The following is a 13656-nucleotide window of genomic DNA, read 5'->3' as shown; positions in this document are numbered from 1 at the left end:
GCGCGGTTTATTGCGCTTTAAAACTGTGCAGACGATTAGTGGCTTTGGTTAAGCCGTCCTGCAGCCAGATTTCGGTGCATCGCGCCGCTTCGTCCACGGCGTCGTCAATCAGCTTTTGCTCGCTTACCGGCGGTTTGCCGAGCACAAATCCGACAACTTTGTTTTTATCGCCCGGATGCCCGATACCGAGGCGTAAACGGTGAAAATTAGGGTTATTGCCCAGCTTGCTGATGATGTCTTTCAGGCCGTTATGCCCGCCATGACCGCCGCCCAGCTTGAACTTCGCCACGCCCGGCGGGAGATCCAGCTCATCATGCGCCACCAGAATTTCATCCGGCGCGATACGGTAAAAGGTGGTCATCGCCGCCACGGCTTTGCCGCTCAGGTTCATAAAAGTGGTCGGCACCAGCAGACGCACATCGTTGCCGTTCACGTTGATACGCGAGGTATAGCCGAAAAATTTGGCTTCCTCTTTCAGCGGCGCGCGAAAGCGATCCGCCAGCAGATCCACATACCACGCGCCCGCGTTATGGCGGGTGGCGGCGTATTCCGCGCCCGGGTTCGCCAGCCCCACAATCAGTTTAATCGTCACGTTACTGTTCCTGAAAACCTCTGTTTGCGGCGTAGTTTACTGTGGTGTCGCGCAGATCACAAAACCGCGTCGCCTCGCTGGGAGAAAAACAATAATCACTATCATGAATCATTAGATATTCATGTAATTCATTGGGTTATTTGTAAAGTTTCGTCCTCAGAATGTTCATAAATGTGATCCCTGGCGCAACCCTTATATATAAGCGTTGCCTATACTTTACACATAAATCGCAGGGATACTTTCCCACCCACTGTTCCGGAGGTGACTATGAAACGCAAAAACGCGTCGTTGCTTGGCAACTTTCTGATGGGGCTGGGGTTAGTGGTCATGGTTGTCGGTGTCAGTTACTCCATTCTCAACCAGCTGCCGCAGCTTAACCTGCCGCAGTTTTTCGCGCATGGCGCGATATTCAGTATTTTTGTCGGCGCGGTGCTGTGGCTCGCTGGCGCCCGCGTCGGCGGTCATGAACAGGTATGCGACCGCTACTGGTGGGTGCGCCACTATGACAAACGCTGTAAGCGCAATCATCACTCCAGCTAATGCTAAACGCTGTGAAAAAAGCTCCCGCCGGTCGGGAGCTTTTTTTATGATACGCTCTTGACCCTTACGTTACGTCAGGGCTCACAGTGGGCTTCGCAAGGGAAGAGGAGAGGCGTTATGTTGTTGCAGGTAGGTGAACTCGCGAAACGGTCTGGTCTGACGGTTCGCACGCTGCATCATTATGAAAGCCTTGGACTGCTCATTCCCTCCGGCCGCACGGCCGCCGGCTACCGGCTCTATAACCGCGACGATATTCAGCGCCTGCATCATATTCAGGCGCTGACGCGGATGGGGCTGAGCCTGGCGCAGGTGCGGGAGTGCCTGGAGAGCGGCAGCATGACGCTGCCGGAAGTCATCGACACGCAGATCACACAGCTTAACGCCCAGCTTGCCCGTACCGCGATACTGCGCGACCGGCTGGTGGCGCTGCGTGAAGGGCTTCTGGCAGGCGATGAGCCGGATCTTCAGGAGTGGCTGAAAACACTGGAGCTAATGATGATGTATGAGAAATGGTTTTCACAGGAAGAGCTGAAACAGCTGCCGTTTGCGCAGGAAAGTACCGAGCGCGAGACGCAATGGGCCGCGCTTGTCCAGGACGTTAACGACGCGATGGCGCAGGGAATGCCGGTCAGCGACCCGGCTGCGCAGGCGCTCGCCACGCGCTGGATGGAAACGCTGGAGCGGGATACCGCGGGCAACCCCGAGTTTCTGACGCGCCTCAATGAGATGCACGCCACGGAGCCAGCGTTGCGCGATAAAACCGGTATCACTCCGGCGTTAATCGACTGGATAACGCACGCGTTTGCCGAAAGCAAACTCGCCATTTATCAGCGTTATCTGACGCCTGAAGAGTATGCTTTCACCCGCGAGCACTATTTCGATCGCATGATGGAATGGCCGCCGCTGGTGGCGAAGCTGCATGCGGCGGTGAAGACGCAGCTCTCGCCATCAAGCGAAGAAGCGCGCGGGATTGCGACGCACTGGCTGACGCTGTTTACCTCGTTCGCTGGCGAAAACCCGCAGACCCAGCAGAAATTTCGTGAGGCGATGATGCGGGAGCCGCATCTCTCGAAAGGCACCTGGATGACGCCCGAAACGCTCGGCTGGCTGCAGCAGGCGTTTGGCGCGTTGATGCAGGCGCAGGGGGCTGCGCCTGCGCGTTGATTCAGAGGGCCGCTAAGGCTGCGTCGCGATCCGGGAAGAAAGCAAGACGCCCAGGGATGGGCTGTACGCCTGCGCGCGCCAGCGTGCGCAGCGGCTGGAATTCGAGATGACAGATGCGCAGCTCGCAGCCGTCCGGCAGGCGTTCAATAAAGCGTTGCAGGGCGTCGAGGCCGCCGGCGTCCAGCACCGGCACCGCGTCCCACTGCATCACGATAACGCGTTTTCCTGCCGCCTGCGTCAGCAGCGGTGTGAAGACGCCTTCCGCGGCAGCGAAGAACAGCGGCCCCGTTACCCGCACGGCCAGCACATCCTCCGGCACCGACACATTCAGCGGCGCGAGCCGCGTCATGCGCGCCACCCGGCGCATAAAAAGCAGCGAAGCCAGCACCACCCCAACGCTGATGGCAATCACCATATCAAACAGCACCGTCAGCGACATGCAGATAAGCATCACGACGATGTCATCCTTTGGCGCGCGGCGCAGGAGGCCGATGACTTTATGCGCCTCGCTCATGTTCCACGCCACTATCAGCAGCAGGGCCGCCATCGCTGAGAGCGGCAGCCAGGAGAGCAGCGGGGCCAGCGCCAACAGCGCCAGCAATACCAGCAACGCATGAAACACGGCGGCGACAGGCGATGTCGCGCCCGCGCGCACGTTGGCTGCCGAACGGGCAATGGCGGCGGTGGCGGTAATGCCGCCAAAGAAAGGCGCAATCAAATTACCGAGCCCCTGGCCGATAAGCTCGCTGTTGGCGTTGTGGCGCGTGCCGGTCATGCCGTCCAGCACCACGGCGCACAGCAGGGATTCGATGGCGCCCAGCATCGCCATGGAAAACGCGGCGGGCAGCAGCGCGCGCAGCGCATCAAGGCTCAGCGTAAACGACGACCCCGGCAGATCCCAGGGCAGCACCAGTTGCGGCAGGAGCGGCGGAATACCGCTTCCCTGGGTGCCGTCCGCCAGCAACCAGTGAAAACGCGAGCCGATGGTCGTGACATTGCCGCCCAGCAGATGGACGACGCCCATTACCGCGCAGCCCGCCAGCAGCGCCGGCAAATGCCCCGGCAGGCGAATGCCCAGACGCGGCCAGATAATCAGTACGCCCAGCGTGACGATACCGATCGCCGCATCGCCAGGGTTCAGGCCGGGCAGGGCCATCGCCAGCGCCGCCACTTTCGGCAGGTAGTGCTCCGGCATATGCGCGATGTCGAGGCCGAAGAAATCCTTGATCTGCATGGTGGCGATGGTGATGCCGATCCCGGAGGTAAAGCCCAGCGTAACCGGCAGCGGAATGTATTCGATCAGCCGCCCGAAGCGCGCCAGGCCGAACAGCACCAGAAAGACGCCGGAGAGCAGCGTCGCTACCAGCAGTCCCGAGAGCCCGAACTGCTGCGCGACGGGGTAGAGGATGACCACAAAGGCGGCGGTCGGCCCCGAGACGCTATAGCGCGAGCCGCCGCTGAGTGCGATGACGATGCCTGCGATGGCGGAGGTATAAAGACCGTATTGCGGCGGCACGCCGCTGCCGATAGCCAGCGCCATCGCGAGCGGAATAGCGATAATGCCGACGGTAATACCGGCAATCAGATCGCGGCTCAGCCGGGAAACGGTATATTTTTCACGCCAGCAGGCTTCCACCAGCGCGCGGAAAGGCAGGATTTGCGAGAGATACTGTGTGTTCACGATATTTCATCCATGAGCTCACCATCATGAGATTAAATATATGACGGTGAATACATAAATCATACAAATAAAACAAAAGAATAAAAAAACCCGCCGGGGCGGGTTTTTAAGCGCAGTCCGATTAATGTTCGAACATGGCGGAGATAGATTCTTCGTTGCTGATACGACGAATCGCTTCGGCCAGCATGCCGGAGAGGGTCAGCGTGCGCACGTTCGGCAGCGCTTTGATCTCGTCAGCCAGCGGGATGGTGTCGCAGACGACCACTTCATCAATCACGGAGTTGCGCAGGTTGTTCAGCGCGTTGCCGGAGAAGATCGGGTGAGTGGCATAGGCGAAGACGCGTTTCGCGCCGCGCTCTTTCAGCGCTTCAGCCGCTTTGCACAGCGTGCCGCCGGTATCGATCATGTCGTCGACCAGCACGCAGTCGCGGCCTGCGACGTCACCGATGATGTGCATCACCTGAGAAACGTTAGCGCGAGGGCGGCGTTTGTCGATAATCGCCATGTCGGTATCGTTGAGCAGTTTAGCGATGGCGCGGGCGCGCACCACGCCGCCGATGTCCGGGGAAACCACAATCGGGTTATCCAGGTTCTGCTGCAGCATATCTTCCAGCAGAATCGGGCTGCCGAAGACGTTATCTACCGGCACATCGAAGAAGCCCTGAATCTGTTCTGCGTGCAGGTCCACAGTGAGAACGCGGTCAACCCCTACGCTGGACAGGAAATCCGCCACCACTTTCGCGGTGATAGGCACACGCGCGGAACGCACGCGACGGTCCTGACGGGCATAACCAAAGTAAGGGATAACGGCGGTGATACGACCTGCGGAAGCGCGGCGCAGGGCGTCGACCATAACAACCAGTTCCATCAGGTTGTCGTTGGTGGGGGCACAAGTGGACTGGATGATGAAAATATCACCACCGCGTACATTTTCATTAATTTGTACGCTGACTTCGCCGTCGCTAAAGCGACCGACAGCAGCGTCGCCGAGGGAAGTGTACAGGCGGTTGGCAATACGTTGTGCTAGTTCCGGGGTGGCGTTACCAGCAAAAAGCTTCATATCAGGCACGAGAAGAACCTCAGGCATGCGTCCAGTGGTGGATGGCGGCGCCGCAAAACGCGACAGGAAGCAGGTTCGCCATCCAGGCGGTGTATTTAAAGAGCATGGCGCAACGTCTGGAACAGGGGTGACGTTGTCACCAGGACTCAGTTTGCCCGGCGATGGCTTGCTGTAACGGGGAGTGGTTAACGCCTCGCGCAACAAAACCCTTCAGCCATTCCGGGGCTTGCTCAAGCACCCGGCGGGCCTCGGATTCGGTGTCAAATTCAGCAAACACACAAGCTCCGGTGCCGGTCAGGCGCGACGGCGCGTATTCTAACAGCCAGGAAAGCGCGGCATCAACCTCACGAAAACGTTTTCTTGCGATATGCTCGCAATCGTTGTGAAATTCACATTTCAGCAACGTTTCCATTGACCGGACAGGCGTATCGCGCGTGAGCTCCGGATCGCCGAAAATCACCGGCGTCGGAATGCTCACGCCAGGGTGCGCCACCAGATACCATTTCTCCGCAGGGCTTGCAGGCGTCAGCAGCTCGCCTACGCCTTCGGCGAAGGCCGCGCGACCACGCACGAACACCGGCACGTCGGCACCAAGTTGCACGCCGAGGCGCGCCAGTTCATCTTCGCTAAAGCCGGTCTGCCAGAGGTGATTGAGCGCCACCAGCACCGTCGCGGCGTTAGACGAACCGCCGCCCAGCCCGCCGCCCATCGGTAAGCGCTTCTCCACGCCCAGATCGGCGCCCGCGCCTTCCGGCAGTCGTCCGGTTTCACGGGCGCGCGCCATCAGTAGCCTTGCTGCGCGCACGATGAGATTGTCTTCTTGCGCTACGCCCTCGACCGGCGTCACCAGCCGAAGCAGGCCGTCCTGGCGCGGCGCAATCAGCACTGTGTCGCCATAGTCGAGAAACTGAAACAGCGTCTGTAGATTGTGGTAGCCGTCGTCACGACGGCCAGTGATATACAAGAAAAGATTAAGCTTCGCCGGAGAGGGCCAACGGGTCATTATTTAACAATCCAGTTATCCATTTTGAGCTTAATGCGCTGGTCGCCTTCGCGCAGCTCCAGGTTCGATGGCATAGCAGGCTGGGTTTTGGTGTCATAGCCGCCGTACACCACTTTCCAGGTCTTGCCGTTCTGGGTGTAGTTCACTTCACGTAAGCGGTACTGGTCGTCGAGCGAGTAGTCAGTCGCGTCGCCCGGCAGGCCGACAATCCACTGGCGCAGGCTGTTGAGCGGAATCGGCATACCGGTCAGTTTGCCGATCATCTCTTCGGCGTCCGTCGCCTGGTAGTGCTTGCCTTTGTTATCGACCAGCTCCACCGTGCCCGGCTTCGCGTTCAGCTCAAGCTCGGTGCTGCCGAGCGGGTTGGTGAGCAGCAGGCGATAGTTTTCTTTGCCGGTCTGCTGCCAGAAGAAACGCGCGTAGACTTTCTGCTGGTCGGAAAGATAGGCGAAGGCGCCGCGGGTCTGGAACTGAGCGAGGTTTTGCACCTGCTGCTGATGCTGTCGCCACTGAGGGGAGTCGGGGCTTTTGCCCGGGCCTTGCGGGGCATGGCTGACGCAGGCGGTCAGCACCAGGCTCGCCAGCGGGGCGAGAGACCATAAACGCACAGAAGAAATCGCCATAACAGGAACAAATCCTTGATGTTGATTGAGGTTATAACCCTTCATGCTAGCGTCAGGGGCTGAGGGCGTCTATGGTCAAGTTGTCTTAAATCATGTATCTGTCTATTACTCCAAAAGAGGCGGTTCTCTTTTATTGACCTTACGCATCCTGTATGATGCGCACAGCAAACCTTATCAACGCTGGTACTATTCCCGCTCCATGACCCTGTTAGCTCTCGGCATCAACCACAAGACGGCTCCTGTTTCGCTGCGAGAACGCGTGACGTTTTCGCCGGATACGCTCGACCAGGCGCTGGAAAGCCTGCTGTCGCAGCCGATGGTGCAGGGCGGCGTGGTGCTCTCGACGTGCAACCGCACCGAGCTTTACCTGAGCGTTGAGGAGCAGGACAATCTGCACGACAAACTCGTGCGCTGGCTGTGCGACTACCATCATCTCGATGAAGAAGAAGTGCGCAACAGCCTCTACTGGCACCACGATAACGACGCCGTCAGCCATCTGATGCGCGTCGCCAGCGGTCTCGATTCGCTGGTGCTGGGCGAGCCGCAAATTTTAGGCCAGGTGAAAAAAGCCTTTGCCGATTCCGGTCGCGGCCACGCGAACGCCAGCGAGCTGGAGCGCATGTTCCAGAAATCCTTCTCTGTCGCCAAACGCGTGCGCACTGAAACGGATATCGGCGCCAGCGCGGTATCAGTAGCGTTCGCCGCCTGTACGCTGGCGCGGCAGATCTTCGAATCGCTCTCGACGGTCACCGTGATGCTGGTCGGCGCGGGGGAAACCATCGAGCTTGCGGCCCGCCATCTGCGCGAACACAACGTGCAGAAAATGATCATCGCCAACCGCACCCGCGAGCGCGCCCAGCGCCTGGCGGATGAAGTCGGCGCGGAGGTCATCGGGCTTGGCGAGATCGACGAGCGTTTAAAAGACGCGGATATTATCATCAGCTCCACCGCAAGCCCGCTGCCGATTATCGGCAAAGGCATGATGGAGCGCGCGCTGAAGGCCCGTCGCAACCAGCCGATGCTGCTGGTGGATATCGCCGTGCCGCGCGATGTCGAGCCGGAAGTGGGCAAGCTTGCCAACGCCTATCTCTACAGCGTCGACGATCTCCAGAGCATCATCCAGCACAACCTGGCGCAGCGTAAAGCGGCGGCGGTGCAGGCGGAGTCTATCGTCGAGCAGGAAGCCTGCGAATTTATGGCCTGGCTGCGCGCCCAGAGCGTCAGCGAGACCATTCGCGAGTATCGCGCCCAGGCCGATCAGGTGCGCGAAGAGCTCACCAGCAAAGCCCTGGCGGCGCTGCGCACCGGCGGCGACGCCGAAGCCATCATGCAGGATCTGGCGCGCAAGCTGACCAACCGCCTGATCCACACCCCAACCAAATCTCTTCAGCAGGCTGCCCGTGACGGGGATGATGAACGCCTGCATATTCTGCGCAACAGCCTCGGGCTGGAGTAGCACAACACAATTCTAATTACAGGGTGATTTACCGCCTATGAAGCCTTCTATCGTTGCCAAACTGGAAGCCTTGCAGGAGCGTCATGAAGAAGTTCAGGCTCTGCTGGGCGATGCGGGTACGCTTGCCGATCAGGAGCGTTTTCGCGCGCTGTCGCGCGAGTATGCCCAGCTGAGCGACGTTTCGCGCTGTTTTCTTGAATGGCGTCAGGTCCAGGAAGATATGGAAACCGCCCGTCTGATGCTAAGCGACCCGGAGATGCGCGATATGGCGCAGGATGAGCTGCTGGAAGCAAAAGCGAAGGGCGAAGCGCTGGAGCAGGAGCTCCAGTTACTGCTGCTGCCCAAAGATCCTGACGATGAGCGTAACGCGTATGTGGAAGTGCGCGCGGGCACCGGAGGCGATGAAGCCGCGCTGTTCGCAGGCGATCTGTTCCGTATGTACAGCCGTTACGCTGAATCGCGCCGCTGGCGTGTGGAGATCATGAGCGCCAGCGAAGGCGAGCATGGCGGCTATAAAGAAGTGATTGCCAAAATCAGCGGCGAGGGCGTTTACGGGCGTCTCAAGTTTGAATCCGGCGGGCATCGCGTACAGCGCGTCCCGGCGACCGAATCCCAGGGCCGTATTCATACCTCCGCCTGCACCGTGGCGGTGATGCCCGAGCTGCCGGAAGCCGAGCTGCCGGACATCAACCCGGCGGATCTGCGTATCGACACCTTCCGCTCCTCCGGCGCGGGCGGTCAGCACGTTAACACCACCGATTCCGCCATTCGTATCACCCATCTGCCGACCGGCATCGTAGTGGAGTGCCAGGACGAGCGTTCGCAGCATAAAAACAAAGCCAAAGCGCTGGCGGTGCTGGGCGCGCGCATCCACGCCGCGGAAGCGGCCAAACGCCAGCAGGCGGAAGCGTCCACGCGCCGCAACCTGCTGGGCAGCGGCGATCGCTCTGACCGCAACCGCACCTACAACTTCCCGCAGGGCCGCGTGACCGATCACCGCATCAACCTGACGCTTTACCGTCTTGACGAAGTGATGGAAGGCAAACTGGACGCGCTCATCGAGCCGATCATCCAGGAGCATCAGGCGGATCAGCTGGCGGCGCTGGCTGAGCAGGAGTAATGGAATATCAGCAGTGGCTGAAACAGGCCATCCACCGTCTCACTGAAAGCGAATCGCCACGCCGCGACGCGGAGATCCTGCTGGGGTTTGTGACCGGCAGGACGCGCACGTTTATTCTCGCCTTCGGCGAAACTACGCTGAGTGAGGATGAATGCGCGCGGCTCGATGCCCTGCTGGCGCGCCGCGCCGCGGGCGAGCCGGTGGCCTATCTCATCGGCCAGCGTGAATTCTGGTCGCTGCCGCTGGAAGTTTCCCCGGCAACGCTTATCCCCCGTCCCGATACCGAATGTCTGGTGGAGCAGGCGCTGGCGCGTCTGCCGGCCACGCCGTGCCGCATTCTCGATCTCGGCACCGGCACCGGCGCGATTGCGCTGGCGCTCGCCTCCGAGCGGCCTGACTGCCACGTCACCGCGCTTGATGTTATCCCTGAGGCCGTCGAGCTTGCGAAACGCAACGCGCAGCGGCTCGGCATCGATAACGTCACGGTTTTGCAAAGCCACTGGTTTTCCGCGCTGACGGACGCGCGTTTTTCGCTTATCGTCAGCAATCCGCCGTATATTGACGGCGATGACCCACATCTTTCACAGGGCGACGTGCGTTTTGAACCGAAAAGCGCGCTGGTGGCGGACAACGCCGGGCTGGCGGATCTTGAAACCCTGATTGTCGGGGCGCGGCGCTTTCTTGAGGATGGCGGCGGGCTATTGCTGGAGCATGGCTGGCGGCAGGGCGGGGCGGTGCGCGAACTTTTTGAGCGCGCAGGTTATCAGGGCGTTGAAACCTGCCGCGATTACGGCGGTAATGAACGTCTGACGCTGGGACACTATCGCGACACGCAGGATCGCAACACACAGGAGTAAGGCAGCATGGCCGCTTATTTTGCAGTAAAACACTTACATATTCTGACGGTGGTGATTTCCATCAGTTTGTTTATTTTGCGCTACTGGTGGCAGTACCGCAGCTCGCCGATGTCCTCAAAGCGCTGGGTGCGCATCGTGCCGCACGTCAACGACACCGTACTGCTCGGCAGCGGCGTCGCGCTGGTGCTTATCACGCATTTTTATCCTTTTACCCCACAGGGCGCATGGCTGACTGAAAAGCTCTTTGGCGTTATCATCTATATCGTTTTAGGCTTTATCGCGCTCGGGCGTCGCCCGCGCAGCCAGCAGGTCCGCTGGATTGCCTTCCTGCTTGGGCTGGTGGTGCTTTACATCATCGTGAAACTCGCCACCACTAAAGTACCGCTATTGGGGTTGATATGAAGTCGTTGGCCGATTTCCAGTTTAACAACGCGCCGCTCTGTGACGGCATGATTTTGGTTTCACAGCATATTCGCGACGATTTTCCGGCGCAGGACGTCTACGACCAGCTCGAAAGCCTGGTGCGTCTCGCCCGTGAAGAGATCTGCGAAGGCTCGCATCAGGATACGCAGCTTGAGCGCCTGCTGGAGCTGTTTTACGGCGAGTGGGGCTTTAGCGACGCGCGCGGCGTTTACCGCCTCTCTGACGCGCTGTGGCTGGATAAAGTGCTGAAAAAGCGCCAGGGCAGCGCGGTGTCGCTCGGGGCTATTCTGCTGTGGATAGCCGGGCGTCTTGATATTCCGCTGATGCCGGTGATTTTCCCGACGCAGCTTATTCTGCGCGCCGACTGGATGGATGGCGAAATGTGGCTCATCAATCCGTTTAACGGCGAAACGCTGGATGAACATACGCTCGAAGTGTGGCTCAAAGGCAACGTCAGCCCGGTGGCCGAGCTCTATATGGACGATCTGGAAGAGTCTGAACACAGTCTGGTTATCCGCAAGCTGCTCGACACGCTGAAATCGGCGCTGATGGAAGAGCGGCAGATGGAGCTTGCGCTGCGCGCCAGCGAAGCGCTGCTGGAGTTCAACCCGGAAGATCCGTATGAAATCCGCGACCGCGGCCTGATTTACGCCCAGCTCGACTGCGAACACGTGGCGCTCAATGATTTAAGCTATTTTGTGGAGCAGTGCCCGGAAGATCCGATCAGCGAGATGATTCGGGCGCAGATTAACTCGATTTCGCACAAGCAGATTACCCTGCACTAAGCGCGGCGTGTACCGATTTACACAGGATAAAGGCGATAATATGAAACAAAAAGTGGTTAGCATTGGCGATATCAACGTAGCGAACGATCTGCCGTTCGTCTTGTTTGGCGGCATGAACGTGCTGGAGTCGCGCGACCTGGCGATGCGCATCTGTGAGCACTACGTCACGGTGACCCAGAAGCTCGGCATTCCTTACGTTTTCAAAGCGTCTTTTGATAAAGCCAACCGCTCCTCCATTCACTCCTACCGCGGCCCGGGCCTCGAAGAAGGGATGAAAATCTTCCAGGAGCTGAAGCAGACCTTTGGCGTGAAAATCATCACCGACGTCCACACCGCCGAACAGGCCCAGCCGGTTGCGGATGTGGTGGACGTTATCCAGCTGCCGGCTTTCCTGGCGCGCCAGACCGATCTGGTGGAAGCGATGGCGAAAACCGGCGCGGTTATCAACGTGAAGAAACCGCAGTTCATCAGCCCCGGCCAGATCGGCAACATCGTCGATAAGTTCAAAGAGGGCGGCAACGAGCAGGTGATCCTGTGCGATCGCGGCACCAACTTTGGTTATGACAACCTGGTAGTCGACATGCTGGGCTTTGGCGTGATGAAGAAAGTGTCTGGCAACGCGCCGGTGATTTTTGACGTGACCCACGCGCTGCAGTGCCGCGACCCGTTCGGCGCCGCGTCCAGCGGTCGTCGCGCCCAGGTGACGGAGCTTGCCCGCGCCGGTATGGCGACCGGCATCGCGGGTCTGTTTATCGAAGCGCACCCGGATCCGGAACACGCGAAATGCGACGGCCCGTCCGCGCTGCCGCTGGCGAAGCTGGAAGCGTTCCTCACGCAGATTAAAGCTATCGATGATCTGGTGAAAAGCTTCCCGGAACTCGATACCGAGCATTAATCGACCCGGCCGTACAAAGAAAAACCCCGCGATGCGGGGTTTTTTATTGGGGTAATAAGGCGGGTGCGCTTCGCTTACCCGCCCTACATTGCTGCTTGCCTGTTTTCGTAGGGTGGGTAAGCGAAGCGCACCCACCGTCCCAGCGCAGCGCACCCACCAAAACCTCTACGCGAAAATCGTCATCAGGTAGGCCGCGAACAGCGCCAGATGCGCGCTGCCGTTCAGCACATTCGTGCGCCCGGTGGAAAACGAAATCTGGCACAGCATCAGCGCGGCGAGCATCACCACCATCTCCGGCGCGCCGAGCGCGAAGTGAAGATCGTTGCCGGTCAGAATCGCGATAATCGTCACCGTCGGCACCGTCAGCGAAATCGTCGCCAGCACCGAGCCGAAAAAGAGATTCATAGCGCGCTGCACCTGATTATTCAATACCGCTTTCAGCGCGCCCAGGCCTTCCGGCGAGAGGATCAGCAGCGCCACCAGGAAACCGGTAAACGACACCGGCGCGTTAAGATGGCTTAACAGCGCTTCCAGCGGGCTGGCGTTCATTTTGGTTACCGCAATGACCGCAATCAGATGCACAATCAGCCAGACGGCGTGCCACAGGCTGCTGTGAGCAGACGGTTTACCGTGGTGCGGGTCGTCGTCGTCGCCTTCGTCTTCATGCTCGTAGACAAACAGGCTCTGGTGCGTTTTGGTCTGGATCAGCAAAAACACGCCGTACATCGCCGCCGAGATAGCCGCCACCAGCAGCGACTGGCCGGTAGAGAAATTGCCGCCCGGCAGCGCCATCGGAAACACCAGCACAATCACCGCCAGCGGGAAGAGGGCGATCAGATACTGTTTAATGCCGAAGAGATTCACATACTGCGTGGCGAACTTACGCCCGCCCAGCAGCAGCGCCACGCCCACCAGCCCCCCGGTGACAATCATAATGATCGAATACAGCGTATCGCGCATCAGCGTCGGCGCGGCGTCGCCGGTGGCCATTAACGCGGAGATCAGACTCACTTCGAGGATAACGACTGAAAGACTCAGAATCAGCGATCCGTATGGCTCGCCGAGGCGGTGCGCCAGCACATCCGCGTGGCGCACCACGCTAAACGCGCTGCTCAGGATAGCGACGAGCGCCAGCGCGTTGATGCCGACAATCACTGGCAGCGACTGGCTGGAACCCCAGAACGCCAGCACCGCCAGCGCTAATACCGGGAAAATGAGAGAAGACTCCTTATGGCGGGTCTTCATCGCCTCATGGCTTGTTTTGGTCACGTTAATTCTCCAGAGAAGCAGGTGATAATCATTATAGTGAGGAGTAAGGCTGACCGTAAAACTACCAAAAAATGCGCGGTTACGCGGGGTTATTTACGCTTTTTTACGGCTATGGCCTGACTTTTCACTAAGCGCGCTAAAAATCCTAATCTCGTTGAGGATCCATTTATCAAACAAGGCATTGTGAA

Annotated in this window: 14 protein-coding genes; 8 read left to right on the top strand and 6 right to left on the bottom strand. The window is 59.2% G+C overall.

Going from position 1 to position 13656, the window contains the following annotated elements:
* Positions 1-7 precede the first annotated feature (7 nt).
* Positions 8-592 (bottom strand): aminoacyl-tRNA hydrolase, encoded by a 585-nt coding sequence (gene pth / locus AFK65_RS11445; protein ID WP_007698601.1) that lies wholly within the window; start codon positions 590-592, stop codon positions 8-10.
* A 267-nt stretch (positions 593-859) separates the two neighbouring features.
* Between pth and ychH the strand changes: the two genes are divergently transcribed.
* Both ychH and AFK65_RS11435 read left to right on the top strand, forming a co-directional pair.
* Entirely contained in the window at positions 860-1132 is a 273-nt protein-coding gene (gene ychH, locus AFK65_RS11440) for a stress-induced protein YchH (RefSeq protein ID WP_007698598.1), read from the top strand.
* Positions 1133-1249: 117 nt separating this feature from the next.
* Positions 1250-2296: a MerR family transcriptional regulator gene (locus tag AFK65_RS11435; RefSeq protein ID WP_007698594.1), complete on the top strand. Its 1047-nt coding sequence runs from the start codon at positions 1250-1252 to the stop codon at positions 2294-2296.
* A gap of 1 nt (position 2297) precedes the next feature.
* On the opposite strand, the gene dauA is transcribed toward AFK65_RS11435, so the two are convergent.
* The 4 genes from dauA to lolB form a co-directional block, all read right to left on the bottom strand.
* On the bottom strand, positions 2298-3977 hold the full coding sequence (gene dauA, locus AFK65_RS11430; RefSeq protein WP_007698589.1) for a C4-dicarboxylic acid transporter DauA: 1680 nt from the start codon (positions 3975-3977) through the stop codon (positions 2298-2300).
* A gap of 121 nt (positions 3978-4098) precedes the next feature.
* Positions 4099-5046, bottom strand: coding sequence for a ribose-phosphate diphosphokinase (gene prs / locus AFK65_RS11425; RefSeq protein ID WP_007698587.1), 948 nt, complete (start codon positions 5044-5046; stop codon positions 4099-4101).
* Positions 5047-5173: 127 nt separating this feature from the next.
* Positions 5174-6043, bottom strand: a complete 870-nt coding sequence (ispE, locus tag AFK65_RS11420; RefSeq protein WP_032804689.1) for a 4-(cytidine 5'-diphospho)-2-C-methyl-D-erythritol kinase — start codon at positions 6041-6043, stop codon at positions 5174-5176.
* Complete coding sequence (gene lolB / locus AFK65_RS11415) at positions 6040-6663, bottom strand: lipoprotein insertase outer membrane protein LolB (RefSeq protein ID WP_007698582.1); 624 nt, start codon at positions 6661-6663, stop codon at positions 6040-6042. The genes ispE and lolB overlap by 4 nt, the downstream gene beginning before the upstream one ends.
* A 199-nt stretch (positions 6664-6862) precedes the next feature.
* On the opposite strand from lolB, the gene hemA reads away from it, so the two are divergent.
* The 6 genes from hemA to kdsA are packed head-to-tail and all read left to right on the top strand — an operon-like array spanning position 6863 to position 12199.
* Positions 6863-8119, top strand: a complete 1257-nt coding sequence (gene hemA / locus AFK65_RS11410; RefSeq protein ID WP_032973751.1) for a glutamyl-tRNA reductase — start codon at positions 6863-6865, stop codon at positions 8117-8119.
* Between the two features lie 37 nt (positions 8120-8156).
* The gene (prfA, locus tag AFK65_RS11405) at positions 8157-9239 is read left to right on the top strand and encodes a peptide chain release factor 1 (RefSeq protein ID WP_007762113.1); all 1083 of its coding nucleotides are present in this window, start codon (positions 8157-8159) and stop codon (positions 9237-9239) included.
* Positions 9239-10096 carry a peptide chain release factor N(5)-glutamine methyltransferase gene (gene prmC, locus AFK65_RS11400; protein WP_038856987.1) on the top strand — a complete coding sequence of 286 codons (858 nt, stop codon included), beginning with the start codon at positions 9239-9241 and terminating at the stop codon, positions 10094-10096. Before prfA ends, prmC begins: the two co-directional genes overlap by 1 nt.
* Positions 10097-10102: 6 nt before the next feature.
* Positions 10103-10498 (top strand): invasion regulator SirB2, encoded by a 396-nt coding sequence (sirB2, locus tag AFK65_RS11395; RefSeq protein ID WP_004388050.1) that lies wholly within the window; start codon positions 10103-10105, stop codon positions 10496-10498.
* Positions 10495-11304, top strand: coding sequence for an invasion regulator SirB1 (gene sirB1, locus AFK65_RS11390; RefSeq protein WP_032804688.1), 810 nt, complete (start codon positions 10495-10497; stop codon positions 11302-11304). Before sirB2 ends, sirB1 begins: the two co-directional genes overlap by 4 nt.
* Before the next feature lie 40 nt (positions 11305-11344).
* Complete coding sequence (gene kdsA / locus AFK65_RS11385) at positions 11345-12199, top strand: 3-deoxy-8-phosphooctulonate synthase (protein WP_038856988.1); 855 nt, start codon at positions 11345-11347, stop codon at positions 12197-12199.
* A 165-nt stretch (positions 12200-12364) separates the two neighbouring features.
* On the opposite strand, the gene chaA is transcribed toward kdsA, so the two are convergent.
* Positions 12365-13444 carry a sodium-potassium/proton antiporter ChaA gene (chaA, locus tag AFK65_RS11380; RefSeq protein WP_236612727.1) on the bottom strand — a complete coding sequence of 360 codons (1080 nt, stop codon included), beginning with the start codon at positions 13442-13444 and terminating at the stop codon, positions 12365-12367.
* Positions 13445-13656 lie beyond the last annotated feature (212 nt).

The organism is Cronobacter universalis NCTC 9529 (assembly GCF_001277175.1).
GTDB classification, from domain to species: domain Bacteria; phylum Pseudomonadota; class Gammaproteobacteria; order Enterobacterales; family Enterobacteriaceae; genus Cronobacter; species Cronobacter universalis.
Note: the sequence above shows the minus strand (reverse complement) of the source record. Positions and strands in the feature narration are given on the sequence as shown.